Annotated in this window: 15 protein-coding genes, 1 tRNA gene, 3 rRNA genes and 3 pseudogenes; 17 read left to right on the top strand and 5 right to left on the bottom strand. The window is 70.1% G+C overall.

The window, feature by feature from the left end:
• Positions 1-49 precede the first annotated feature (49 nt).
• Both QQK22_RS02190 and QQK22_RS02195 read right to left on the bottom strand, forming a co-directional pair.
• On the bottom strand, positions 50-418 hold the full coding sequence (locus QQK22_RS02190; protein WP_284249089.1) for an FmdB family zinc ribbon protein: 369 nt from the start codon (positions 416-418) through the stop codon (positions 50-52).
• Positions 419-497: 79 nt separating this feature from the next.
• Positions 498-1,187: a 5-formyltetrahydrofolate cyclo-ligase gene (locus tag QQK22_RS02195; RefSeq protein ID WP_284249090.1), complete on the bottom strand. Its 690-nt coding sequence runs from the start codon at positions 1,185-1,187 to the stop codon at positions 498-500.
• 81 nt (positions 1,188-1,268) lie between these two features.
• Between QQK22_RS02195 and QQK22_RS02200 the strand changes: the two are divergent.
• The 6 genes and pseudogenes from QQK22_RS02200 to rrf all read left to right on the top strand — a co-directional run bounded on the left by QQK22_RS02200 (position 1,269) and on the right by rrf (position 9,427).
• Positions 1,269-1,858: pseudogene (locus QQK22_RS02200) on the top strand (GNAT family N-acetyltransferase).
• 70 nt (positions 1,859-1,928) lie between these two features.
• On the top strand, positions 1,929-2,888 hold the full coding sequence (locus QQK22_RS02205; RefSeq protein WP_284249092.1) for a hypothetical protein: 960 nt from the start codon (positions 1,929-1,931) through the stop codon (positions 2,886-2,888).
• A 122-nt stretch (positions 2,889-3,010) separates the two neighbouring features.
• Positions 3,011-3,083: transfer RNA gene (locus QQK22_RS02210), tRNA-Ala, on the top strand.
• Between the two features lie 989 nt (positions 3,084-4,072).
• Positions 4,073-5,601, top strand: a 16S ribosomal RNA gene (locus tag QQK22_RS02215).
• Between the two features lie 472 nt (positions 5,602-6,073).
• Positions 6,074-9,189 (top strand): 23S ribosomal RNA (locus tag QQK22_RS02220).
• 120 nt (positions 9,190-9,309) lie between these two features.
• Positions 9,310-9,427, top strand: a 5S ribosomal RNA gene (gene rrf / locus QQK22_RS02225).
• The 16S, 23S and 5S rRNA genes sit together here, the layout of an rRNA operon.
• Positions 9,428-10,069: 642 nt before the next feature.
• Here the strand turns inward: rrf and QQK22_RS02230 are convergent.
• Both QQK22_RS02230 and QQK22_RS02235 read right to left on the bottom strand, forming a co-directional pair.
• The gene (locus QQK22_RS02230) at positions 10,070-11,608 is read right to left on the bottom strand and encodes a dolichyl-phosphate-mannose--protein mannosyltransferase (RefSeq protein WP_284249093.1); all 1,539 of its coding nucleotides are present in this window, start codon (positions 11,606-11,608) and stop codon (positions 10,070-10,072) included.
• Entirely contained in the window at positions 11,605-11,928 is a 324-nt protein-coding gene (locus tag QQK22_RS02235) for a hypothetical protein (protein WP_284249094.1), read from the bottom strand. The genes QQK22_RS02230 and QQK22_RS02235 overlap by 4 nt, the downstream gene beginning before the upstream one ends.
• Positions 11,929-12,426: 498 nt before the next feature.
• Here QQK22_RS02235 and rsmI point away from each other — a divergent pair.
• A pseudogene (gene rsmI, locus QQK22_RS02240) lies at positions 12,427-13,244 on the top strand (16S rRNA (cytidine(1402)-2'-O)-methyltransferase).
• Positions 13,245-13,247: 3 nt separating this feature from the next.
• On the opposite strand, the gene QQK22_RS02245 reads toward rsmI, so the two are convergent.
• Entirely contained in the window at positions 13,248-13,820 is a 573-nt protein-coding gene (locus QQK22_RS02245; protein WP_284249095.1) for an isochorismatase family protein, read from the bottom strand.
• Positions 13,821-13,903: 83 nt separating this feature from the next.
• Here QQK22_RS02245 and QQK22_RS02250 point away from each other — a divergent pair, with 83 nt between their 5' ends.
• The 10 genes and pseudogenes from QQK22_RS02250 (at position 13,904) to rsmA (ending at position 24,717) form a co-directional block, all read left to right on the top strand.
• On the top strand, positions 13,904-15,091 hold the full coding sequence (locus tag QQK22_RS02250) for an aminotransferase class I/II-fold pyridoxal phosphate-dependent enzyme (protein WP_284249096.1): 1,188 nt from the start codon (positions 13,904-13,906) through the stop codon (positions 15,089-15,091).
• A gap of 96 nt (positions 15,092-15,187) precedes the next feature.
• On the top strand, positions 15,188-15,550 hold the full coding sequence (locus QQK22_RS02255; RefSeq protein WP_284249097.1) for a hypothetical protein: 363 nt from the start codon (positions 15,188-15,190) through the stop codon (positions 15,548-15,550).
• Positions 15,551-15,703: 153 nt separating this feature from the next.
• Positions 15,704-16,978 (top strand): PQQ-dependent sugar dehydrogenase, encoded by a 1,275-nt coding sequence (locus QQK22_RS02260; RefSeq protein WP_284249098.1) that lies wholly within the window; start codon positions 15,704-15,706, stop codon positions 16,976-16,978.
• Positions 16,979-17,052: 74 nt separating this feature from the next.
• Positions 17,053-18,003 carry an ATP-grasp domain-containing protein gene (locus QQK22_RS02265; RefSeq protein ID WP_284249099.1) on the top strand — a complete coding sequence of 317 codons (951 nt, stop codon included), beginning with the start codon at positions 17,053-17,055 and terminating at the stop codon, positions 18,001-18,003.
• Positions 18,004-18,182: 179 nt separating this feature from the next.
• Positions 18,183-20,015 carry a methionine--tRNA ligase gene (metG, locus tag QQK22_RS02270; protein WP_284249100.1) on the top strand — a complete coding sequence of 611 codons (1,833 nt, stop codon included), beginning with the start codon at positions 18,183-18,185 and terminating at the stop codon, positions 20,013-20,015.
• An 8-nt stretch (positions 20,016-20,023) separates the two neighbouring features.
• Complete coding sequence (locus QQK22_RS02275) at positions 20,024-20,938, top strand: TatD family hydrolase (protein WP_284249101.1); 915 nt, start codon at positions 20,024-20,026, stop codon at positions 20,936-20,938.
• A 463-nt stretch (positions 20,939-21,401) separates the two neighbouring features.
• Positions 21,402-21,740 (top strand): annotated as a pseudogene (locus QQK22_RS02280) (G5 domain-containing protein); the annotation flags it as partial.
• A gap of 230 nt (positions 21,741-21,970) precedes the next feature.
• Positions 21,971-22,192, top strand: a complete 222-nt coding sequence (locus QQK22_RS02285) for an aggregation-promoting factor C-terminal-like domain-containing protein (RefSeq protein ID WP_284252489.1) — start codon at positions 21,971-21,973, stop codon at positions 22,190-22,192.
• A 217-nt stretch (positions 22,193-22,409) separates the two neighbouring features.
• The gene (locus QQK22_RS02290; protein ID WP_284249102.1) at positions 22,410-23,708 is read left to right on the top strand and encodes a resuscitation-promoting factor; all 1,299 of its coding nucleotides are present in this window, start codon (positions 22,410-22,412) and stop codon (positions 23,706-23,708) included.
• Between the two features lie 88 nt (positions 23,709-23,796).
• The gene (rsmA, locus tag QQK22_RS02295) at positions 23,797-24,717 is read left to right on the top strand and encodes a 16S rRNA (adenine(1518)-N(6)/adenine(1519)-N(6))-dimethyltransferase RsmA (protein ID WP_431310120.1); all 921 of its coding nucleotides are present in this window, start codon (positions 23,797-23,799) and stop codon (positions 24,715-24,717) included.
• Positions 24,718-24,794: the final 77 nt, after the last annotated feature.

Here is a 24,794-nt window from a genome sequence, read left to right on the forward strand (position 1 = left end):
GGGACGCGCGACGCCGAGCCGGCCCTGGGGACAGCGCGCCGCCACGCGATCAGGAGGAAGAACCGCCCGAGCTCGACGAGCCCGTGCCCGACGACGAGGACGACCCGCCGCTCGAGGACGACCCCGACCCAGTGCTCGAGGAGGACTCCTTCGAGGACGACGACCCGCCGTCCTTCGCCTTCGAGCCCGAGCCGGACTCGCCCGAGGAGGACGACGACGCGGACTCGCGCGACGCCGTCGTGCCGCGGGAGTCGTTGCGGTAGAAGCCCGAACCCTTGAACACGACGCCGACGGGCGAGAGCACCTTGCGCAACTTGCCGGAGCACTCCGGGCAGACCGTGAGCGCGTCGTCGGTGAACGACTGGTAGATGTCGAACGCGTGACCGCACTCGGTGCAGCGGTAGGCGTACGTCGGCATGGTGCTCCTCGACCTCGGGCCAGGGTGCGGCGCTCGGGCCGTCTGGCACTCTCCTGTGGCGAGTGCCAATGCTACGACGTCACGCCGCAGGCAGCTGCCACCACGAGGTCGGCGTCAGCACGCCGTGGACGGGCACGTCGTGCGGGGCGCGGGGCAGCGGCGGGTGGTTCGCCTCCTCGTCGTACACGACGCCCACCACGTGCGCGGCAGGATCCGCGTGCAGCAGCGCACGGTCGTACCAACCGCCCCCGAGACCGAGGCGAACCCCGGCGTCGTCGATCGCGAGCGCGGGGCACAGCACGAGTCGCGCGCGCCCGACGGCGGTGGCCTCCTCGCAGGTCCCGCGCGGTTCCAGCGGCCGCCCGGGGGCGAGCTGCGCGAGGTCGTCCTGACCGGTGAAGACGCCCCAGCACCGGTCCAGCGCGGGGCCGAGCACGGGGACCAGCACCTCGAGCCCCGCGGCGTGCAGGGCCTCGAGAGTCGGGAGGGTGCCGGGCTCGGCGTGGCGCGAGACGTACGCGGCCACGGTGTCGCCCGCGCCGAGGCCGAGGGTCGCGGTCAGGGCGAGGACCTGCTGGGTGATGTCGCGCGCGCTCGAGTCGAGAGCCTTGCGGTCGAGCTGGGAGCGTCGGTCCTTGATGGCGGCGCGGAGGTCGTCCTTGGCGTCCTCGAGCTGCTCGATCGCGATGAGGGAGGGGGCCGCGGCGTCCGGGTGAGGGTGGTCCGGGGTCGGCCGCGGGGCCGGGAGGTGGGCGTCGTTGCCTGTCACCCGTCCACTGTCCCACACGAGGGCCGGGAGCGTGCGGCGGGGTCGTCGTCGCCGGAGCCCTCGCGGCTAGGGTGAGCGCTCATGTGGCCGGCGCACCTCCAGCAGGGTGATCTCGTCCTGCGTCGGCTGCGGCGCCGCGACGCGCGCGAGTGGGGCGAGGTGCGCGGGGGCAACGCCGCCTGGCTCGCCCCGTGGGAGGCGACGCTGCCGCCCGGGTCGACGACGACGGCCATGTCCTACCGCCAGTACGTCCGCGAGCTCGACCGCCAGGCGCGGGCCGGCACGTCGCGGCCGTGGGTGATGGAGCACCACGGGCTGATCGTCGGCCAGGTGACGGTCTCGGGCATCACGCACGGGTCGCTCAGCTCGGCCGCGATCGGGTACTGGATCGCGCGCGAGGTGGCCGGACGCGGGCTCACGCCGCTCGCCGTCGCGATGGCCGTGGACGACTGCTTCGGCGAGGTCGGGCTGCACCGCGTCGAGATCAACATCCGGCCGGAGAACGCCGCGAGCCTGCGCGTTGTCGAGAAGCTCGGGTTCCGCGACGAGGGGTGCGGCGCGCCTACCTCCACATCCAGGGGGCGTGGGCAGACCACCGGACCTTCGCGCTGACGCGCGAGGAGGTGCCCGAGGGGCTCGTGGTCCGCGCGCGGCGCCTCGTGCGGGACTGAGCGGGCGGTCTGCCCGACACGCCCGCCGACGTGCGGCGTCGCGGGCGACGGCGCACCTACCGTCTACCTCGTGAGTCCCGCTGGTTACGTCGTGGCAGCGGCAGTACTGCTGTTTCTCGGTTACCTCGTGCCGTCGCTCGTGCGGCGGCGCCAGGCGGTCGCGGACAGCCGGGTGGACGACCGGTTCTCGAACGAGCTCCGGATCGTGGCACGCGGTGGTTCCGGCGTCCGCAAGGTCGAGCAGCCCCTGCCCAGCACGCGTGCCCTCGTCGCCTCACGACAGATTGCACGACCCCGAGAGGAGCCCACCGTGACCCGTCCCACCGGGATGGCCGACCGTCGCGCCGCGCAGGAGGCCCGGCGCATCGCGTCGGTCCGGGCCGCGCTGGCCGCTCGGCGTGCCGAGCAGGCGGCCGCGGCGCGGCGCCGCCTCGTCCTCACCCTCGCCCTGGCGGCCGTCGCGGCGGTGGCGTGGACCGCCGTCGCCGTCGGCCCGTTCTCGCCGTTACTCGCCGCGTTCCCGACGGCGGTGCTCACCGCCGTCCTCTGGTTCGGCGTGCGCACGGCGCGGGCCGAGCGCACCGAGTGGGCGCAGGTGCCCGTGAGCCTGACGACGCCGCGGCGCGAGCACGTCGCCGGTCCCACCTACACCCCGACCCAGCTGCGCTCGCACCTGCCGGCCGCCGGCGAGGGGCTGCGCTGGCAGACGGGCGAGGTGCCCGTCGAGTCCGCCCCGGCCGAGGTCGTCGAGGACGCGGTCGAGGCGGTCGAGGAGATCGCCGACGACGTCGCCGCACCCGAGGTGGAGCCGGTGGAGCGTGAGGTCGTGGGGTCGTGGACCCCGGTCCCCGTTCCCGTGCCGACGTACACGCTCAAGCCCGTGGCCGTACGCCGCGAGGCGGCGCCCTACCTCGAGGACGAGCAGCCGGCGACGGCGGAGGCTCTCACCACTGACCCGCTCGAGGTCAGCATCGAGGACGGCATCGACCTCCGCGCGGTGCTGGCGCGCCGCCGGGCCGTCGGGGCGTAGTCGTCCGACGGCGAGCGGTGCGGACACGGTGCGCCCGGTATCCGCAGCCGTCCGCCGATTAGTCTCCACGTCCGCCCGGTGCTAGGCTCGATCCCGCTCAACCGGCCTCCGGTGGAGCACGCGGGGCATTGGCGCAGTTGGTAGCGCGCTTCGTTCGCATCGAAGAGGTCAGGGGTTCGAATCCCCTATGCTCCACCCCCAGACAGCCTGTCCGGTCACTGACCGGGCAGGCTGTTCTTCTTTCTCGACGCGGGTGTTCGAGGGGCGCGCGTTCGGCGAGGGCGGCGCAGCTGCGAAGCTGTGGCACTCCGCTGACGTCGCGTCTCGGGATCGCAACGAGAGGTGTGGAGACGGGTCTGCACGGCGCCGGCGCTGACGCACGAGGAGGATCCGGCAGGATCGGTGGTCGCGGTTCACCCCACGTGAGGGCCGTTGCTGTCCGGCGGCTGGTCCACGGGGACGGTTCCGGGCGTTGCACAGGTGCGTCCGACGTCGCGGTTGCGAACGTCGGCGTGAACAGCTCGTCCTGTCAGCCGCCCCGAGTGCCGCGACTCCGGGACGGTGAGCCAGGCCACATGAAGTCGCCCGGCAGGACCCGAGCGGGCGCACAGCGTCTCGACAGGGGCGCAAAGGCGCCACGATCCGCGCCAGTTCAGGCGAAACGGGCGGCTGATCCGCGCGGGGGCTGCCGGCGAGCAGCCGCAGGAGTGGCGTGTTTCCGCCGTTTTGCCAGGTGGGTGGGTGTGGCGTAATGTTCTTGTCACACGGGGAAGCGAGCCGGACCGAGAGGGCCGGGCTGACCGTGAATCCCTGGCGAAGAGTCGCGATCCACTGGGTGGGTTGTGGGGCCACTGCTGTGGGGTCATCCTTTCTGGCTTGCCGGTCGGGCTTCGGTTTGACGGTGTGCTGTGGGGGGTGTAGGTTGGAGAGGTTGCCCCGGTGGGGCTGGCCCGGTACGGGTTGGTCTCGCTGGTGTGGTGTGTTGTTTGAGAACTCAACAGTGTGTTTGTGAACTTGATGCCATGTGTTGATCGCATGCCTGTGGGTGTGTGGTTGATGTTGATAGTTTTTGGCTCTCGTGCTGGTTGCGCCTTCGACTTTTGGGTTGGGGGTGTGGTTGGTGTGGGGGTTTTTGTTGGGGTCATTCCCGTTGTATGGATTCCCGCCTTCGGGTTGGGGTGTTTTTGACGGAGAGTTTGATCCTGGCTCAGGACGAACGCTGGCGGCGTGCTTTACACATGCAAGTCGAACGATGAAGGGGTGCTTGCATCCTGGATTAGTGGCGAACGGGTGAGTAATACGTGAGTAACCTGCCCCTGACTCTGGGATAAGCCTGGGAAACTGGGTCTAATACTGGATACGACATTCTCCTGCATGGGATGGGTGTGGAAAGGGTTTCTGGTTGGGGATGGGCTCGCGGCCTATCAGCTTGTTGGTGGGGTGATGGCCTACCAAGGCTTTGACGGGTAGCCGGCCTGAGAGGGTGACCGGCCACACTGGGACTGAGACACGGCCCAGACTCCTACGGGAGGCAGCAGTGGGGAATATTGCACAATGGGCGGAAGCCTGATGCAGCGACGCCGCGTGAGGGATGACGGCCTTCGGGTTGTAAACCTCTTTCAGTAGGGAAGAAGCCTTTCGGGGTGACGGTACCTGCAGAAGAAGCGCCGGCTAACTACGTGCCAGCAGCCGCGGTAATACGTAGGGCGCAAGCGTTGTCCGGAATTATTGGGCGTAAAGAGCTCGTAGGCGGTTTGTCGCGTCTGCTGTGAAATCCTCAGGCTCAACCTGGGGCGTGCAGTGGGTACGGGCAGACTAGAGTGCGGTAGGGGAGACTGGAATTCCTGGTGTAGCGGTGGAATGCGCAGATATCAGGAGGAACACCGATGGCGAAGGCAGGTCTCTGGGCCGTTACTGACGCTGAGGAGCGAAAGCATGGGGAGCGAACAGGATTAGATACCCTGGTAGTCCATGCCGTAAACGTTGGGCACTAGGTGTGGGGTCTGTTTCCACGGATTCCGCGCCGTAGCTAACGCATTAAGTGCCCCGCCTGGGGAGTACGGCCGCAAGGCTAAAACTCAAAGGAATTGACGGGGGCCCGCACAAGCGGCGGAGCATGCGGATTAATTCGATGCAACGCGAAGAACCTTACCAAGGCTTGACATGCACGGGAAGCCGCCAGAGATGGTGGTCTCTTTGGACACTCGTGCACAGGTGGTGCATGGTTGTCGTCAGCTCGTGTCGTGAGATGTTGGGTTAAGTCCCGCAACGAGCGCAACCCTCGTCCTATGTTGCCAGCACGTGATGGTGGGGACTCATAGGAGACTGCCGGGGTCAACTCGGAGGAAGGTGGGGATGACGTCAAATCATCATGCCCCTTATGTCTTGGGCTTCACGCATGCTACAATGGCCGGTACAAAGGGTTGCGATACTGTGAGGTGGAGCGAATCCCAGAAAGCCGGTCTCAGTTCGGATTGGGGTCTGCAACTCGACCCCATGAAGTCGGAGTCGCTAGTAATCGCAGATCAGCAATGCTGCGGTGAATACGTTCTCGGGCCTTGTACACACCGCCCGTCAAGTCATGAAAGTCGGTAACACCCGAAGCCAGTGGCCCAACCTCCTGTAGGGGGAGCTGTCGAAGGTGGGATTGGCGATTAGGACTAAGTCGTAACAAGGTAGCCGTACCGGAAGGTGCGGCTGGATCACCTCCTTTCTAAGGAGTCACATGTCACCGGCCTCGTCGTGTCCTCACGCGGTGCCCTTCGTGCTCGCTCGTCTCTCGGTCTTGGTGCTGGGGGTGGGTTGAGCTGTGGGGTGAGTGGGGCGGGGTGCCGGCAGCCGAACACTGCCCGCCTGGGGTGGTGGGGGTGCTGATGTGCTCTGTGGGTGGAACGTCAGGTTCATTCCTCCGTCTCGTGCCTGAGGGTTCGTGGTTCCCGTCATGGGGGCTGCGGGCTGCGGGTGTGGGTGTGGGGGGCACACTGTTGGGTCCTGAGGCAACACGCTGGTTGCCCGTCCTGGTGCTGGGAGAGCTTCGGCTTCTCCTGGCCGGGGGTGGGTGGTGGTGGTTGTTCCTCTGGTGGCCTCTTCCTTCGCGTGTTCACCTCTTGGGTGGGCGTGTGGGGGTGGGTGGGGTTGGTTGTTTGAGAACTGCACAGTGGACGCGAGCATCTTTGATCTTTTGTGGTCAAGTGTTTAAGAGCAAACGGTGGATGCCTTGGCATCAGGAGCCGAAGAAGGACGTTGTGGCCTGCGATAAGCCTCGGGGAGTTGGCAAACGAGCTGTGATCCGAGGATGTCCGAATGGGGAAACCCCGCACGAGTCATGTCGTGTGACCTGCACCTGAATATATAGGGTGTGTGGAGGGAACGCCGGGAAGTGAAACATCTCAGTACCGGCAGGAAGAGATATTCCGTGAGTAGTGGCGAGCGAAAGCGGATCAGGCTAAACCGTGTGCGTGTGATACCCGGCAGGGGTTGCGTATGCGGGGTTGTGGGAATCGACTGGCACTGCTGCCGCAAGTGCGATGGAGTAAGAAAATCGTGTCATAGTCGAACACTCTTGAACGGGTGGGGATACAGGGTGCGACCCCCGTAGACGAAATGGCATGGTCTCCTGTTCGAATCTCCCGAGTAGCACGGGGCCCGTGAAATCCCGTGTGAATCTGGCAAGACCACTTGCTAAGCCTAAATACTACCTGATGACCGATAGCGGACAAGTACCGTGAGGGAAAGGTGAAAAGTACCCCGGGAGGGGAGTGAAATAGTACCTGAAACCGTTTGCTTACAATCCGTCGGAGCCTCCTTGGTTGGGGTGACGGCGTGCCTTTTGAAGAATGAGCCTGCGAGTTAGTGGTACGTGGCGAGGTTAACCCGTGTGGGGAAGCCGTAGCGAAAGCGAGTCCGAATAGGGCGTTACAGTCGCGTGCTCTAGACCCGAAGCGAAGTGATCTACCCATGGGCAGGTTGAAGCGCGTGTAAGAGCGTGTGGAGGACCGAACCCACCAGGGTTGAAAACCTGGGGGATGACCTGTGGGTAGGGGTGAAAGGCCAATCAAACTTCGTGATAGCTGGTTCTCCCCGAAATGCATATAGGTGCAGCGTTGCGTGTTCCTTGCCGGAGGTAGAGCTACTGGATGGCCGATGGGCCCTACCAGGTTACTGACGTCAGCCAAACTCCGAATGCCGGTAAGCCAGAGCGCAGCAGTGAGACTGTGGGGGATAAGCTTCATAGTCGAGAGGGAAACAGCCCAGATCACCAGCTAAGGCCCCTAAGCGTGTGCTAAGTGGGAAAGGATGTGGAGTTGCCCAGACAACCAGGAGGTTGGCTTAGAAGCAGCCACCCTTGAAAGAGTGCGTAATAGCTCACTGGTCAAGTGATTCCGCGCCGACAATGTAGCGGGGCTCAAGCACACCGCCGAAGCTGTGGCATTCACACAAATGATAAGCCTTCGTGGTTCAGTCGTGTGGATGGGTAGGGGAGCGTCGTGTGGGCAGTGAAGCTGCGGAGTGATCCAGTGGTGGAGCCTACACGAGTGAGAATGCAGGCATGAGTAGCGAAAGACGGGTGAGAAACCCGTCCGCCGAATGACCAAGGGTTCCAGGGCCAGGTTAATCCGCCCTGGGTAAGTCGGGACCTAAGGCGAGGCCGACAGGCGTAGTCGATGGACAACGGGTTGATATTCCCGTACCGGCGAAGTACCGCCCATACCGAGCCCGGTGATACTAACCGCCCAAACCATCCCACCGTGACCTTCGGGTCGCACCGGGGTGGGGCGCGCGGGACCTGAACCGGTAGTAGGTAAGCGTGTTAACAGGGGTGACGCATGAAGGTAGCCAGTTGGAGCGATGGTTGACTCCTTCCAAGCCTGTAGGACGCACGATAGGCAAATCCGTCGTGCAAGCGTTCCGAGAGGTGATGGTGACCGCGAACGCGGGAATATGGTGATCCTATGGTGCCAAGAAAAGCCTCGACGCGAGGTACTAGCCGCCCGTACCCCAAACCGACTCAGGTGGTCAGGTAGAGAATACTAAGGCGATCGAGACAATCGTGGTTAAGGAACTCGGCAAAATGCCCCCGTAACTTCGGGAGAAGGGGGCCCGGAGCGTGACCCCGCCTTGCGTGGGTGAGCGTGCAAGGGCCGCAGAGACCAGGGAGAAGCGACTGTTTACTAAAAACACAGGTCCGTGCGAAGTCGCAAGACGATGTATACGGACTGACGCCTGCCCGGTGCTGGAAGGTTAAGAGGACCGGTTAGACCCTCGGGTCGAAGCTGAGAATTTAAGCCCCAGTAAACGGCGGTGGTAACTATAACCATCCTAAGGTAGCGAAATTCCTTGTCGGGTAAGTTCCGACCTGCACGAATGGCGTAACGACTTCTCCGCTGTCTCAACCGCGAACTCGGCGAAATTGCACTACGAGTAAAGATGCTCGTTACGCGCAGCAGGACGGAAAGACCCCGGGACCTTTACTATAGCTTGGTATTGGTGTTCGGAGCGGCTTGTGTAGGATAGGTGGGAGACTGTGAAACCTTTACGCCAGTAGGGGTGGAGTCGTCCTTGAAATACCACTCTGGTCGCTTTGGACATCTAACTTCGGTCCGTGATCCGGACCAGGGACAGTGCCTGGTGGGTAGTTTAACTGGGGCGGTTGCCTCCCAAAATGTAACGGAGGCGCCCAAAGGTTCCCTCAGCCTGGTTGGCAATCAGGTGTCGAGTGTAAGTGCACAAGGGAGCTTGACTGTGAGACTGACAGGTCGAACAGGGACGAAAGTCGGGACTAGTGATCCGGCGGTGGCTTGTGGAAGCGCCGTCGCTCATCGGATAAAAGGTACCCCGGGGATAACAGGCTGATCTTGCCCAAGAGTCCATATCGACGGCATGGTTTGGCACCTCGATGTCGGCTCGTCGCATCCTGGGGCTGGAGTCGGTCCCAAGGGTTGGGCTGTTCGCCCATTAAAGCGGCACGCGAGCTGGGTTTAGAACGTCGTGAGACAGTTCGGTCCCTATCCGCTGCGCGCGCAGGAAACTTGAGAAGGGCTGTCCTTAGTACGAGAGGACCGGGACGGACTAACCTCTGGTGTGCCAGTTGTTCCGCCAGGAGCACTGCTGGTTAGCTACGTTGGGAAGGGATAACCGCTGAAAGCATCTAAGCGGGAAGCCTGCTTCAAGATGAGGTTTCCATCACCCCTTTGAGGGTGGAGAGGCTCCCAGTAGACCACTGGGTGATAGGCCGGAAGTGGAAGCGGGGACTAAAGACCCGTGGAGCTGACCGGTACTAATAAGCCGACCACTTCACCACAACAACAAAAACTCAATACATGTTGCGACGCGTCCACTGTGCGGTTCCCGAACCACCAACGCACCACCACCCCACCCGCAAGGGCCCGGGGCGAGGCGTGTGTTGACAGTTCCATAGAGTTACGGCGGCCATAGCGAGGCGGGAAACGCCCGGCACCATTCCGAACCCGGAAGCTAAGCCCCTCAGCGCCGATGGTACTGCCCTGGAGACGGGGTGGGAGAGTAGGACACCGCCGAACACCCATTAAGCCGAAAGGCCCCACACCCCCCGGGTGCGGGGCCTTTCGCACACCCACACCCAGGCGCAGGCGAAAAGATCCCTGACCCTCGCCGAGAGGGTCTCTGACCTTCGCCGAGAGGGTCTCTGACCTTCGCCGAGAGGGTCCCTGACCCTTGGCGAGAGGGTCTCTGACCTTCGCCGAGAGGGTCCCTGACCCTTGGCGAGAGGATCGCGGACCTTCGCCGAGAGGGTCCCTGACCCTTGGCGAGAGGATCCTGGCATCCGCCCTGAGCCGATTCCAGACGCCCGCGCGCGCTCCCCGCAGCTCGCCGCCTCGTGGTGGCCCAGTGTCTGAGGTGATCTCCGGTGTCACGTCGGAGGGGCCAGGCGCCGCACGAGGTGGCGGGCACGCCGTCGTCCCCTTATGTAGAACTCCCGGCGCCGGGTCGGGCCCGGTGCACCGCCCGCTGGGCTTCGACGGATCTTCGCCGAGGTGTGCGCAGCGTGGGCTCCGCGAAGACGCGAGCGGACGCACCACGCTTGTCGGAGGAACGTCCGACCCTCGCGCGCTTCCGCGTCGGGAATCCTCTCGGCGAGTGTCAGCAATCCTCTCGCGAAGGGCGTCAGGTGGCTCCCGTGCCTGGGGGTGACCCGAGTGCGATCAGACCCAGCCGATGCCGAGGCTGTCGATGTTCGGGATCCACATGTGGAGCTGCCAGAACCGGTAGGCGACAGGGTGACCCACCCAGATCGGCAGGAAGAAGGCCGCCACCAGGGCGGCGGCGGCGAGCAGCACGACGACCGGCCAGCGGCGACCGCGCCGCACCGCGGGCATCCTCCCGACGGCGTAGGCCAGCGCCAGCGCCACGAACGGCGCGAACGCCACGGTGTAGAACGTGAAGATCGTCCGGTCGGAGAATGGCTCGGAGTAGGTGAACCACGGCAGGTACATGGCCGCGTAGCCGGCGAGGATTCCCCAGGCCCGCCAGTCGCGGCGGCGGATCGCCCACCAGAGCACCACCAGGAGTGCGACAGCACCGGCCCACCAGACCACGGGGTTGCCCAGCGCCAGCACCACCTCGACGGTGTCGGTCTCCTCGCCGTCGGCGTTCAGCAGCCGCTGCCACGCGAACGACGTCGGACGCAGCTGCAGCAGCCATCCCACCGGGTGCGACTCGTAGGTGTGCTCGGAGCTGAGCCCCCGGTGGAAGTCCCACATCTGCAGGTGGTACTGCCACCACGAGTTCAGCGCGTCCGGCATCCACGTGCGCTGCGGCACCTCCGCGACGGCGTTGACGTCCTGGGCCCACCGCCGCAGGTAGGCGCCGTCGGACGCGAACCAGCTGGCCCAGCCCGCGACGTAGGTGAGCACCGCCGTCGGGACCAGTGCGAGGAAGCTGGGCACGCCGTCGCGCAGCAGGCCCGCCCCCGCCCACAGGCGCACGCCGGCCGCTCTGCGGGCGCACACCGACCAGATCACGGCCACCACACCGAACACCGCCACGGCGTAGATCCCCGACCACTTCACGCCGCACGCGAGGCCGAGCAGCACACCGGTCGCGACGAGCCACCAACGGACCCCGAGCCGCGGCCCCCACGGGTCGCGCAGGCGCCCGTACTCCCCGAGATCGCCCGCCACCCGTGCGGCGAGCCGTCGCCGGCTCTGCTCCCGGTCGAGCAGCAGCGTGCCGAACGCCGCGATCACGAAGGTCGACAGGAAGATGTCCAGGATCCCGGTGCGGCTCATCACGATGTGCATGCCGTCGACGGCGAGCAGCAGTCCCGCCGTCGCGCCGAGCAGCGTCGAGCCCAGCAGGCGCCGACCGATCCGGGCCACGAGCAGCACGCCGATGATCCCGGCGATCGCGCCCGAGATGCGCCAGCCGACCATCGACTCCGTCCCGAGCAGCCGCATCCCGATCGCGATCAGCCACTTGCCCAGCGGTGGGTGCACCACGTAGTCGGGACTCTCCGACAGGCCCGAGTAGTCGCCGGCGGCGAACGCCTCGTCCTGGTCGTCCGCCCAGTCGCCCTCGTACCCGAGCGTGAGCAGCGAGTACGCCTGCTTCACGTAGTAGGTCTCGTCGAACACGATGCGTGCCGGCCGGTCCAGCGCCACCAGTCGCAGCACCGCCGCGACGGCCGTCACGGCCAGTGCGGCGACCCACCCCCACAGACGGCTCCCCTCGACCGTCGTCACGAGCCGGGGAGGAGCGTCGCCAGGTGCTCCGCGCGCGTCCGGTTGTCGGTCTCGGGTGTCGCGACAGAGACAGCGACGGCGACGGCGGAGGTCGCCTCGGTCGGCTGGGTCGGCTCCGGGGAGGGGCCGAGCTGCGAGGCCGCGTCTCGCTCGGCGACCGCGCCCGGGTCGCCGACCGCGTTCGGCGACGTCGGGGTCGGAGCTGCGTCAGCACCCTTCTCGACCGGGGTCCGAGTCGCGCCAGCACCTTCCGGGACCGAGGTCCGCCGCGTGGAGCTGCCGTCGGCTGCGGGCTCCCACGCGCGGTCGTCCGTCGACACGACGGGCGCTGGCCGTGCCGTCTCGATGCGCGCTCGCACGCCCTCAGGAGCGCCGACGCCGTCGGGGCGATCTGCGATGGCCTCGGCAGCGGCGGGCGCCGGTGCCCCCACCGCCAGCCCCCCGCCGTCGCCGCAGCGTCGCCGGCGTTCGCGCCGGTGCGGCCCTGCGGGCCCTCGAGCGTCCGGTCGCTCGGCGCAGTCGGCGCGGGCTGCGTCTCGTCGGTCACCCGGCCGAGTCTAGGTCGCACTCCCGCGTCGAGCGCGGGACGGGCACCGGTGGCCGTCGGCGAGAATGGCGGGGTGATGAAGGACCGATCCGGGGCCGCGACGGACGCCGCCGACGAGCGGCCGGACCACGAGGTGGCGGCCGGCGACCGACACGACCCGGCCGACGCCGTCGACTCCGGCGTCACCCCCGACGCGACGGCCGACCCCGAACTCGACCCCGGAGCAGCCCCGGACACCGACCCCACCCGCTGGCGCGGGCTCGGCCGCGTCGTGCTCGCCGCGACCCCCATCGGCAGCTCGCGCGACGCCACCGAGAACCTGCGCGACCTCCTGGCCCAGGCCGACGTCGTCGCCGCCGAGGACACCCGCACCCTGCGCCAGCTCCTGCGGCGCCTCGGGGTGCAGCCGAGCGGCGCCGTCGTCAGCTACCACGAGCACAACGAGCGCGAGCGGGCCGACCAGCTCGTGGAACGCGCCGCGCAGGGGGCGACGGTCGCCGTCGTGACCGACGCCGGGATGCCCTCGGTCTCCGACCCCGGCTTCCGCGTGGCCGCCGCGGCGCAGGCGGCGGGGGTGCGGGTGTCCGCGCTGCCCGGTCCGTCGGCCGTGCTGACCGCGCTGGCGGTCTCGGGCCTGCCGAGCGACCGGTTCTGCTTCGAGGGCTTCGTCGCGCGCAAGCAGGGGAGCGACGGCGCGCGTTCGCCGAGCTCGCCGACGAGCGTCGCACCATGGTCTTCTTCGAGTCGCCGCACCGCATCGCGGCCACGCTCGCCGACATGGCCGAGGCGTTCGGCGGCGAGCGGGTGGTCGCCGTCTGCCGCGAGCTCACCAAGCCCTACGAGGAGGTGCGGCGCGGGCCCCTCGCCGAGGTGGCCGCGTGGGCCGCCGACGGCGTGCGGGGCGAGATCACCGTCGTCGTCGCCGGGGCGGATGCGCACGCGCGCGACGTGACCGCGGCCGACGTCGCCGCCCAGGTGCTCGAGGCCGTCGCGACGGGGACGCGGCTCAAGGACGCGGCCTCCGCCGTCGCCCTGCGCCACGGCCTGCCGAAGCGGGACGTGTACGAGGCGGCGCTGGCCGCCCGCTGAGACTCAGGCGTCGGTGCTCGCCACGAGGACGACGCCGGCGTCGGCCATCGTCTCGCGTGCGGCCTCGCCCTGCTCCGGCGAGACCGGAGCTGTGAGGTCCGTGAGCACGCGCACCGTGAAGCCCTCCTCGAGCGCGTCCAGCGCGGTGCGCAGCACGCAGTGCGACTCGGCCAGCCCCACGACGTCGACCGCGTCGACCTCCGCCCGCCGCAGCAGGTCGCCGAGCGGCGTGCCGTCCTCGTCCGTGCCCTCGAAGCCCGAGTAGGCGGCGGCGTACTGACCCTTGCGCACGCTCACGTCCGGGTGGAGACCCGCGAGCGCCGGGTGCAGCTCGGCCTCGTCCGTGCCGGCGACGCCGTGGGGCGGCCAGGTGTCGATGAAGTCGGGCGCGTCGCTGAAGTGCGTACCCGGGTCGATGTGCCAGTCCTGCGTCGTCGCCACGACGGCGTACTCGCCCCGGCGGGTCTCGGCGAACGCCGCGACCTGCTCGGCGACGTCGTTGCCACCCGCGACCGGCAGTGCACCGCCCTCGCAGAAGGTCGGCTGGACGTCCACCACGATGAGAGCTCGGGTCATGCCTCCAGGCTAGGGGTCGCTCCCGCCGGCCGGTAGATGGCTGCGCGGGTCTGCCGGCCGCCGGCGGGGAGTACCGTGCGCGCATGGACTTCCGCCGCATCCAGGGGCTGCCCCCGTACGTCTTCACGATCATCGACGGTCTGAAGATCGAGGCGCGGCGAGCCGGGCGCGACGTCGTCGACCTGGGATTCGGCAACCCGGACCTCCCGAGCCCCCAGATCGCCGTCGACAAGCTGGCCGAGGCGGCGCACAACACGCGCAACCACCGCTACTCCTCCTCGCGCGGGATCCCGAAGCTGCGCGAGGCCGTGGCCGATCTGTACCAGCGCCGGTTCGGCGTGACGCTGGACCCCGAGCGCGAGATCATCTCGACGATCGGGGCGAAGGAGGGGTTCAGCCACCTGATGTGGGTGCTGCTGCAGCCCGGTGACACCGCTATCGTGCCGACGCCCAGCTACCCGATCCACATCTGGGGCCCGTACTTCGCGGGCGCGTCCACGCTCCAGGTCCCGGTGGGCGACGGCGACGACGGCGCCGGGTACGTCGACCGCGTCATCGAGGCGTGGGAGATGGGGGCGCCGAAGCCCCGCGTGGTCGTGCTGTCCTTCCCGCACAACCCGACCACGACGACGGTCGAGCTCGCCGACCTGCAGCGGCTCGTGGACTGGGCGCGCGAGCGCGACGTCGCCCTCGTGCACGACCTCGCCTACGCCGACATGTGCTTCGACGGGTGGCAGCCGCCGTCGATCATGCAGTGCGAGGGGGCCAAGGAGGTCGCGGTCGAGCTGTACTCGCTGACGAAGTCCTACTCCATGGCGGGCTGGCGGGTGGCGTTCATGGTCGGCCGCACCGACGTGATCGCAGCGCTGACGCAGCTGAAGAGCTACCTCGACTACGGCACGTTCCAGCCGATCCAGATCGCGGCGACCGTGACGCTGAACGAGGCGCACGACTACCCGGCCGAGCTCTCGGGCATCTACGAGTCGCGGCGCAACGCGCTGGTGGACGGGCTCGCGCGGGCGGGCTGGGAGATCCACCGACCGCGCGGGACGATGTTCGCGTGGGCGCGGATCCCGGAGCCCTACGCGGAGATGGGGTCGATCGAGTTCGCGACGCACCTGGTGCGGGAGTGCGACGTCGCGGTGTCCCCGGGGGTGGGGTTCGGCGCCGGGGGCGATCAGTTCGTGCGGTTCGCGCTCATCGAGAACGAGCACCGGATCGGGCAGGCGACGCGGTCGATCAAGCGGGGGCTGACGCGGCTGCAGGGGTGAGGGCGCGCGACGTTCGACGTGCGGTCTCGGGGTGCGTGCGGCGATGATGTCCGGGTGAGGGTACGAGTGCGAGGTCGACGGCGAAGCCTGGCGGGTGTGGCGCTCGCGGCCCTCCTGGTCGTGGGCGGGGCGACCGCGTGCGGTGGCGGGCCGGACGAGACGGAGACCGACGCCACGTGCGAGCGCGACGGCTGCACGGACCTGCCGCTCGAGCAGATCGAGGACATCAGCGGGCTCGACCTCCCCGAGGGGACCGAGGTCGTCGACTCCCGCTACACGAGCTTCCAGGACTGGCACCTCGAGGCGACCCTGGGGCTGCCCGAGGGCGCCGAGGACCCGACGGTCGCGAGCGGGGACGACTGGGCGGGCGTGCCGGACGACGACGGCGTGCACCGGTCGGTGACCACCCGGACCGAGGACGGGCGTCTCGTGCTCGAGATCCAGGTGTTCACGACCTGAGGTGGGCGCGCGAGCGTCGCGTCGCTCGGGCTCGGCTTCGCTGCGGGTGCTCGGACCGCGGGTGCTCGGACTGCTGGTGCTCGGACTGCTGGTGCTCGGACTGCTGGTGCTCGGACTGCTGGTGCTCGCGCGCCCCTCGGGTGACCATGGGGGATGAGCAGACGCCCCGCCGCTTCGCTGAGAGTCCTCGTCGCCTCGGTGGCCGTCGCCGTCGGGGCGGTGGGCGCGTGCAGCCCGGGCGGGGCGGACGAGACCGTCGAACCGGGTGAGGGTGGCACCTCCTCGCCGTCGACCGCGACGTCGTCGCCCGGTGCGGGCTCGGGCACTGCGGGCTCGGACGACGCGACGGCGCCCAGCACCGGCGGCACGTCCGACGGCACCATCGACCCGGTCACCGAGGTCGCGGTCGCGAGCACCCTCGCGACGGGGCTCCCGGCCCCGTGGGGGCTCGCCCGCCTCCCCGACGGGAGCGCGCTGGTGACGCTGCGGGACGAGGCGCGCGTCGTCGTCGTGACGCCGACCGGTGAGGTGCGGGACGTGACGGGCGACGGGGCGCAGCAGCTCGTCGACGAGACCGTGCCGGACGGCGAGGGCGGGCTGCTCGGCGTGGCCGCGGTGCCGGGGGAGGCGGGGGCGTCGGGCGCCGACGCCCTCGATGTCGTGATCTACCGGACCGGTGCCGAGGACAACGCCGTGCTGCGCGGGACGCTGGACGGGACGGAGCTGGGTCCGCTGACGGTGGTGGTCGACGGGATCCCGCGTGCGCGGACCCACAACGGCGGGCAGGTCGGGTTCGGTCCCGACGGGATGCTGTACGTCGCCACCGGGGACGCCGACCAGACCGAGCTCGCCCAGGACGCCGACTCGCTCGCGGGCAAGATCCTCCGGGTGACGCCGACGGGGGAGCCCGCACCGGGCAACCCGGTCAAGGGATCGCGCGTGTTCTCGCTGGGGCACCGCAACGTGCAGGGCATCGGGTGGTCGCCGGACGGGACGATGTACGCCAGCGAGTTCGGGCAGAACGCGCTCGACGAGCTCAACCGCATCGAGGCGGGCGGGAACTACGGCTGGCCCCTGGTGGAGGGGGACGAGGTCGCCGGCGGCGGTCCGGTGCCGGACGAGGTCGTGGCTCCGGTCGCGACGTGGGCCACGGACGTGGCGAGCCCGAGCGGGCTGGCCGTGACGCCGTCGGGCGTGTGGCTCGCGGGTCTGCGGGGCCAGCGGCTCTGGCTGGTGAGCACGGAGGATTCGGAGGGGTCGGGTGGCTCGGGCGAGCCTGAGGTGCGCGACTTCCTCACCGGCGAGCTCGGGCGGCTGCGCGCGGTCGTGGCCGCGGGGGAGCGCGAGCTGTGGGTGCTGACGAACGCGACAGACGGCCGCGGCGACCCGGGGCCGGACGACGACCGGCTGCTGCGCGTGACCTACTGATCCGGGGTCGGCCGGCGGGCGCCGGTTGTCCACAGGCGGTCGGGCACGGCGCCCGGCACTGCCACGCTGGGGTGATGCGCCACCTCACGACGCTCCGTCGACGTCACGGCCTCGCGCGCGGCAGCGAGCTCGGGCTGACGAAGCGGCAGCTGCGGTCCCTGATCGACCGTGGCGAGCTCAGGTCGCCGGCGCGCGGGTGGTACGCCCTTCCCGGGGCAGACCCGCAGGCGACCCGAGCGGTGGCGCTCGGCGGCCGGCTCGCCTGCGTCTCCGCGCTCCGCAGCCACGGGTGCGACGTCCCCGGTGACGCCTCGGTTCTCCACTACGCGGTCGCCCCGCACCACGGCGGACGAGCCCGGGCAGGTGCGGTCCGGCACTTCGAGCGGGTCGCTGACGACGGTGGTGCGCACGTGCAACCGCTGCCGGACGCGCTGGTCAGGGCGGTGCTGTGCCTGCGCTACGTGGAGGCGCTCTCGACCCTCGAGGCGGTGGCGAGACCGCGCGGGCACGTGTTCCTCGAGGAGATCCTCGTCCGGGTGGCGACGGTGCGTGCGGGTCTCGCGGCGGACCTCGCGACCGATGTGGACCTCGCCAGCCGGTCCGCCGTCGAGACACGTGTCCGGCTCGCGCTGCGCGCGGCGGGGCTGCACGTGGTCGCCGGGGCCAGGGTGCCGGGCGTCGGCGAGGTCGACCTCCTGGTCGAGGGGTGCGTCGTCGTCGAGATCGACGGGTTCGCCTACCACGGCGATCGCCGTCAGTACCGCACCGATCGGCGGCGCGACCGGGCGGCGGCCCGGCTCGGTCTCGTGGTGCTGCGGTTCGCGTTCGAGGACGCCGATCCGGCGGCCGTGGTTTCCGAGGTGCTGGGGCACGTCGCTGCGCTGCGCGAGCGACCGCACCAGCCGCTGCCGACGGTTCCGGAGGAGGTGGTCGACCAGCTCCGCGCCCTCGCCAGGAAGGGCCTGAACCGGTCGAGCCCGCGGGCGCGTCAGGCGATGGGTACGGAGCGGGGCGTCCCGTCGTGAGGTGTCGCCGTCCCGTCGTGAGGTGTGGCGACGACTGCCCGCGACCACCCCGGCTCTGACCAGGGTGTTCGCCGACAGGGGATGCCGAGGAGCTGCATGAGACCTCACGACGGGACGCCCGCACCTCACGACGGGACACCGCCGCGACCCACCCACCCGCCCAACTAGACTCGCTCCCCGTGAGTCACATCCTCTCCGCCGTCGCCTGGCCCTACGCCAACGGCCCGCGGCACATCGGCCACGTCGCCGGATTCGGCGTCCCCTCCGACGTGTTCAGCCGCTACCAGCGCATGGCGGGCAACGACGTGCTGATGGTCTCCGGCACCGACGAGCACGGCACCCCGATCCTCGTGCAGGCCGAGCAGACCGGCGTCTCGCCCCAGGACCTCGCGGACCGCTACAACCGCGTCATCGCCGAGGACCTCACGCAGCTCGGGCTCACCTACGACCTGTTCACCCGCACCACCACGCGCAACCACTACCGCGTGGCGCAGGAGCTCTTCCGCCAGGTGCACGCCAACGGCTACATGGTCGAGCAGACCACGAGCGGCGCGATCTCCCCGAGCACCGGCCGCACCCTCCCGGACCGCTACATCGAGGGCACCTGCCCGATCTGCGGCTACGACGGCGCGCGCGGCGACCAGTGCGACAACTGCGGCAACCAGCTCGACGCGAGCGAGCTGAAGAACCCCCGCAGCCGCATCAACGGCGAGGTGCCGCAGTTCGTCGAGACCGAGCACTTCTTCCTCGACCTCCCGGCGCTCGCGGACGCCATCGCGTCCTGGCTCGGCACGCGCACCGCCTGGCGGCCGAACGTGTTGAACTTCAGCCAGAACCTGCTCAAGGACGTCCGCCCGCGCGCCATGACGCGCGACATCGACTGGGGCATCCCGGTGCCGCTGGACGGGTGGAGCGACAACCCGAACAAGCGCCTGTACGTGTGGTTCGACGCCGTCGTCGGCTACCTCAGCGCGAGCATCGAGTGGGCGCGGCGCCAGGACCTCGCGGCGGGCGGCGACGGCCGCATGGATGCGTCCGGGGCCGAGGCGTGGCGCGCCTGGTGGAACGATCCCCAGGCGCGGTCGTACTACTTCATGGGCAAGGACAACATCACCTTCCACTCCCAGATCTGGCCCGCAGAGCTGCTGGCCTACGCCGGGAAGGGCGCGCGGGGCGGCGAGCCGGGCTTCTTCGGCGAGCTCAACCTGCCGACCGAGGTCGTCTCGAGCGAGTACCTCAACGTGGGCGGCGCGCAGTTCTCCACCAGCCGCGGCAACGTCATCCTCGTGCGCGACATGCTCGCGCGGTTCCAGCCCGACGCGCTGCGCTACTTCATCGCGGCCGCCGGCCCGGAGACGAGCGACTCCGAGTTCACCTGGCCCGAGTTCCAGCGCCGCACCAACGACGAGCTGGTGGCCGGCTGGGGCAACCTGGTCAACCGCACCGCGACCCTCGTGCACAAGAACTTCGGCGAGGTCCCGGCCCCGGTCGCGCCCACCGAGGACGACCGCGCCCTGCTCGCCACGACGGCGGCCGGCTTCGACGCCGTCGGCGACCTCCTCGGCACGCAGCGCCTGCGCGCCGGTGTGGGCGAGGCGATGCGCGTGGTGGGCGAGGTCAACCGCTACGTGTCCGCCCAGCAGCCGTGGACGCTCAAGGGTGAGGAGAACCGCGACCGCCTCGCGACCGTGCTGCACACGTGCGTCCAGGCCGTCGCGGACTGCTCCGTCCTGCTCTCCCCGGTCCTGCCGCACAGCTCGCAGGCCGTGCACGAGGCGTTCGGCGGCACCGGTCGCCTCGCGCCCATGCCGCGCCTGGAGGAGGTCACCGACCTCGACGACGACAGCCGCCACTACCCGGTCATCACCGGCGACTACCGCCTCGGGACCGACCTCGCCGCCTGGCGCAGCGAGGCCGTCGTCCCCGGGACCACCGTCCCGAAGCCGGCGCCCGTCTTCACGAAGCTGACCGACGAGGCCATCGAGGCCGAGGTCGAGCGGCTGCAGGGCTGAGCGGCGCCGTGGGTCGCACGCGCGAGAGGGGCTGGCCGCCCGCCCCGGATCCCCTGGGCGAGGGGGTCCTGCTGGTCGACAACCACACGCACCTCGGCAGCGCGATCGACGTCCTCCCCGCGGGCGAGCAGGTCCCGACGGCGGAGCAGGAGATCGCGTGGGCACGCGCCGCGGGCGTCACCCGCCTCGTGCAGGTCGCGTGCGACCTCGACGCGATCGAGCCCGGCCTCGAGCTCGCGCGCACGCAGCCGGAGGTGCTGCTTGCCGTCGCGATCCACCCGAACGAGGCCGTGCTCCACGCGGGGGTCCGCGAGATCGCGCCCGACGGGCTCGACCCCGATCCGCAACCCCGCCACGCGACGTCGCTGGACGACGCGATCGACGCCGTCGTGCGCGCGGCGCGGCAGGAGCGCACGCGCGCCGTCGGCGAGACGGGGCTGGACTTCTTCCGCGGCGGGGAGCGGGCGCGCGAGGTGCAGCGCGCCTCGTTCCGCGCGCACGTCGCCCTCGCCAAGGAGCTGGGCCTGCCGCTGCAGATCCACGACCGCGAGGCCCACGCCGAGGTCATCGAGATCCTGCTGGCCGACGGCGCCCCCGAGGTGACCGTCTTCCACTGCTTCTCCGGCGACGCCGCGATGGCCCGCATGTGCGCCGAGCAGGGCTGGTACCTCTCGATCGCCGGTCCGGTCACGTTCCGGGCGAACGACGCCGGGCGGGAGGCCGTGCGCGCCGTCCCGCTCTCGCGCCTGCTGCTCGAGACCGACGCGCCGTACCTGACGCCGCACCCGTTCCGGGGCCGCCCGAACGGGCCGTACCTGCTCCCGCACACCGCGCGCGAGGTGGCGCGCGTGCGCGGGGAGGACGTGGCGGAGGTCGCCCGGGTGACGACGGCGACGGCGGTGGAGCTGTACGGGCCCTGGTGAGCGCTGTCCCCACGCGTGCGGAACGTTCGGTGTGCGGGCGTGTCGTCCACGCCACGCCGCTCGGGCTCGCACGGCCGTGACCGTTCCGTTATCGTCGCGGGGTGCGCCGGAGGGTGACGTGACCCGCGCCGCGCACGGACCTGACATCTGACGTGGAGGAGCCAGGCAAGTGGTGAGCACAGCACGACGCGGAGTCCGGATCGGGCTCCACACGGTCGTCCTGGCGGCACTCGTGGCGGGGACCGGCACCGTGGTCGTGTCCCAGCTGGCGGAGCGCGCCGAGGCTGAGGAGGCCGCGCTCGCCGCGAACCCCGAGGTGGCGGGGGTCGCCGAGTCCGCCCCGGCCGACCTGCCCGTGGGTGCTCTCAGCGCCGACGCCCCGCTGGTGGCGGACGCCTCCGGCCAGCTGCAGCACATCGCCCCCGCCTCCCGCTCGCAGGCGCGCACGGCGCTCGCGGACGGCGTGACCTTCACCGTCGTCGTCGACGGCGAGTCCACCGAGATCACCAGCGCCGCCGCCACGCTCGCCGAGGCGCTCGAGGGCGCCGGCGTCGTGATCGGCTGGGACGACGAGGTGTCGGTCGACCTCGCGTCGGCGCCGCAGCCGGGTGCCGAGGTCCGCGTCGGCCGCGTCTCGACGCAGTTCGTGACCGACGAGGTCGTCACGGAGCACGAGACGGAGGAACGCCGGACGAGCTCGCTGCTCGAAGGTGAGACCCGTGTCGTCCAGGAGGGCGTCGACGGCAGCGAGACCGTGACCGCGCAGGTCCGCCTCGTCGACGGCGTCGAGGTCTCGCGCACCACGATGATGAGCGCGCGCACCTCCGACGTCGTCACCGAGATCGTCGAGGTGGGCACGCGACGGCCGGCCCCGGCCGCCACCGCGGCCCCGTCGACCACCGGTGGCTCGGGCGGTTCGGCGGCACCCGCCGCGCCCGTCACCCCGGTGGACCCGGGAACGAGCCGCGCCATCGCGAAGGACATGGTGCTCGCCCGCGGCTGGGGGAGGACCAGTGGTCCTGCCTCGACCAGCTGTGGCAGAAGGAGAGCAACTGGAACCACACGGCGCAGAACCCCAGCTCCAGCGCCTACGGCATCCCGCAGTCGCTCCCCGGCAGCAAGATGGCGTCGGCCGGTGCTGACTGGCGCACGAACCCGGCGACCCAGATCACCTGGGGCCTGAACTACATCGACGGTCGCTACGGCACGCCGTGCGGCGCGTGGGATCACTCCAAGCGCAAGAACTGGTACTGAGCCGACACCGCGTGCGCGCCGTTCGGGTGCCGTGAGGTGCGGCCCAGCATGCACGCACCGCCTGTGAAGCGACTCACCCGGGCTCGACCGGAGATAACGTTTCGATTACGGTGACCGGCGGGCCGCTGAACGCGTCGCCCCGTCAGCCGCGCCGTCGCCTTCCCGTCCCGCACCCTCGGACCGCCGCGACGCCGGACCGCGCCAGCTCTGGAGCCCCATGTCCGACCCCGCCGTGCCCGAGATCCCGACCGCCGACACCGACGTCCCCGAGCAGTCCGCCCCCGCCGGTGAGGCGGCCACCGCCCCGGCTCTCCGACGTCGCCGTCGCCTCCTGATCGGTGCGGCGGCCGCCGCGCTGGTCGCCGTCGTCGGCGCGGGTGGCGCGGTCACGGCCCACGCGCACAAGGTCGTCGAGCTCGACGTCGACGGCGACGTCGTCGCCTCGAGCTCGTTCCGCGGCAGCGTCGCGGGATTCCTCGAGGAGAACGGCGTCGAGCTGGGCGAGCACGACGAGGTCTCGCCGTCGCTCGACTCGCCGCTCCGCCAGGGCGAGAACGTGACGGTGCTGCGGGCGGCGCCGGTCAACATCGTCGTCGACGGTGAGGACGACGTGCTGTGGACGACGGCGGACGACGCCGGCGCCGCGCTCGCCGCGTTCGGGCTCGAGGGGCGCGACGTGCAGATGGCCGTCTCGCGCTCCACCGGCCGCAGCGAGATGGACCTGCCGCTCAGCGAGCGCACGTCGCTGACGGTCGACGGCGGCACGCAGGAGCTCGAGCTCGAGCCCGGCACCACCCTCGCCCAGGCGCTCGAGAACCTCGGCCTCACCCTGGCCGACCTCGACGAGATCACGGTGACGAGCGAGCCCGACGGGACCTCCGTCGTCACCATCGTGCGCGTGGTCGTGTCCGAGCGCGTCGAGAACGAGGCGGTGCCCTTCACCTCGCGCGAGGAGGACGACGCCACTCTGCTGGTCGGACGCACCGCCGTCGTGACCGAGGGTGTGGACGGCAACATCGAGAGGCGCTACTCCGTCACCACGCGTGACGGCGTCGAGGTCGCGGCGGACCTCACGAGCGAGGGCGTCACCGTCGAGATGGTCGAGCAGGTCACGGCGATCGGGACGAAGCCGAAGCCGAAGCCCGTTCCGGCGCCCGCGCCGGCGCGCAGCTCGGCGCCGTCGTCCTCCGGCTCCTCGGGAGGTGGCTCGACCTCGTCCGGCGGCGGCGAGGCGGCCCCGGCCCCTGAGCCCGAGCCGGCGCCCGCCGCGCCGTCGGGCGACGTGTGGGGCAAGCTCGCGCAGTGCGAGTCCGGCGGGAACCCGAGCATCATCAGCTCCAACGGCAAGTACCACGGGCTCTATCAGTTCACGGTGTCGACCTGGCAGTCGGTGGGCGGCTCGGGCCTCCCGTCCGACGCTTCGCCGGCCGAGCAGACCGAACGCGCCCAGGCGCTCCAGGCTCGCTCGGGCTGGGGCCAGTGGCCCGCGTGCGCCCGCAAGCTGGGTCTGCGCTGACACGCCCGCGACGCCTCACGACGGCGGGGCCCACCCTCGGGGGTGGGCCCCGCCGTCGTGCATCCGCCCTCCTCGTTAGGCTCGGGCGGTGACCGTTCCCGACGCCCCCGGTGCTCCCGACACCACCGACACCGCCGATGCCACCGCCACTCCGGCCGTCCAGCTCCTGACGACGGCGCACGTGCGCGACCTGCTCGGGCTGACCGGTGTGCGACCCACCAAGACGCTGGGGCAGAACTTCGTGACCGACCCCGGCACGGTGCGGCGCATCGTGCGCGTGGCCGGTGTGCAGCCGGGCGACGTGGTGGTCGAGGTGGGCCCGGGGCTGGGGTCGCTGACCCTGGGGCTGCTTGAGGCGGGGGCGCACGTCGTCGCCGTCGAGATCGATCCACCGCTGGCCGAGAAGCTGCCCGGCACGGTGGCCGCGCACGCGCCCGAGGTCGCCGACCGGCTCACGGTGGTGCGCTCCGACGCGATGGACGTGACCGAGCTGCCGGCCCCCGGCGGGCGGCCCGCGACGCGTCTGGTGGCGAACCTGCCCTACAACGTGGCCGTGCCCGTGCTGCTGACGATGCTCGAGCGGTTCGACCACCTCGCCGAGGTGCTCGTGATGGTGCAGGCCGAGGTGGCCGACCGGATCGCGGCGCCGTCGGGGTCGAAGACGTACGGGATCCCGTCGGTCAAGGCGGCCTGGTACGCGCAGGCGTCGCGTGCGGGGTCGGTGGGGCGCAACGTCTTCTGGCCGACGCCGAACGTCGACTCCGCACTCGTGCGGCTGGTGCGGCGCGACCCGCCGGCGGGGGAGGCGACGCGCGAGGAGACGTTCGCGGTGATCGACGCGGCGTTCGCGCAGCGGCGCAAGACGCTGCGGGCCGCGCTCGCCGGGTGGGCGGGGTCGCCCGTGCGGGCCGAGGAGGTGCTGCGGGCCGCGGGGGTCGACCCGACGCTGCGCGGGGAGCGGCTCGAGGTCACCGACTTCGCGGCGATCGCGGCGGCCGGGCGGGGGTAAGCGCGGCCGGTGCCCTCGCTGGTGACGGCGAAGCCCTCGCTGGCGACGGCGTTCCGTGACTCGGACGGCGTGTCTCA

Source organism: Litorihabitans aurantiacus, assembly GCF_030161595.1.
GTDB lineage: Bacteria > Actinomycetota > Actinomycetes > Actinomycetales > Beutenbergiaceae > Litorihabitans > Litorihabitans aurantiacus.

Excerpts from the sequence above, each read along its gene's own strand:
- QQK22_RS02190 (WP_284249089.1), bottom strand. The coding sequence starts at position 418 with ATGCCGACGTACGCCTACCGCTGCACCGAGTGCGGTCACGCGTTCGAC.
- QQK22_RS02245 (WP_284249095.1), bottom strand. The coding sequence starts at position 13,820 with ATGACCCGAGCTCTCATCGTGGTGGACGTCCAGCCGACCTTCTGCGAG.
- QQK22_RS02250 (WP_284249096.1), top strand. The coding sequence starts at position 13,904 with ATGGACTTCCGCCGCATCCAGGGGCTGCCCCCGTACGTCTTCACGATC.
- QQK22_RS02260 (WP_284249098.1), top strand. The coding sequence starts at position 15,704 with ATGAGCAGACGCCCCGCCGCTTCGCTGAGAGTCCTCGTCGCCTCGGTG.
- QQK22_RS02265 (WP_284249099.1), top strand. The coding sequence starts at position 17,053 with ATGCGCCACCTCACGACGCTCCGTCGACGTCACGGCCTCGCGCGCGGC.
- QQK22_RS02290 (WP_284249102.1), top strand. The coding sequence starts at position 22,410 with ATGTCCGACCCCGCCGTGCCCGAGATCCCGACCGCCGACACCGACGTC.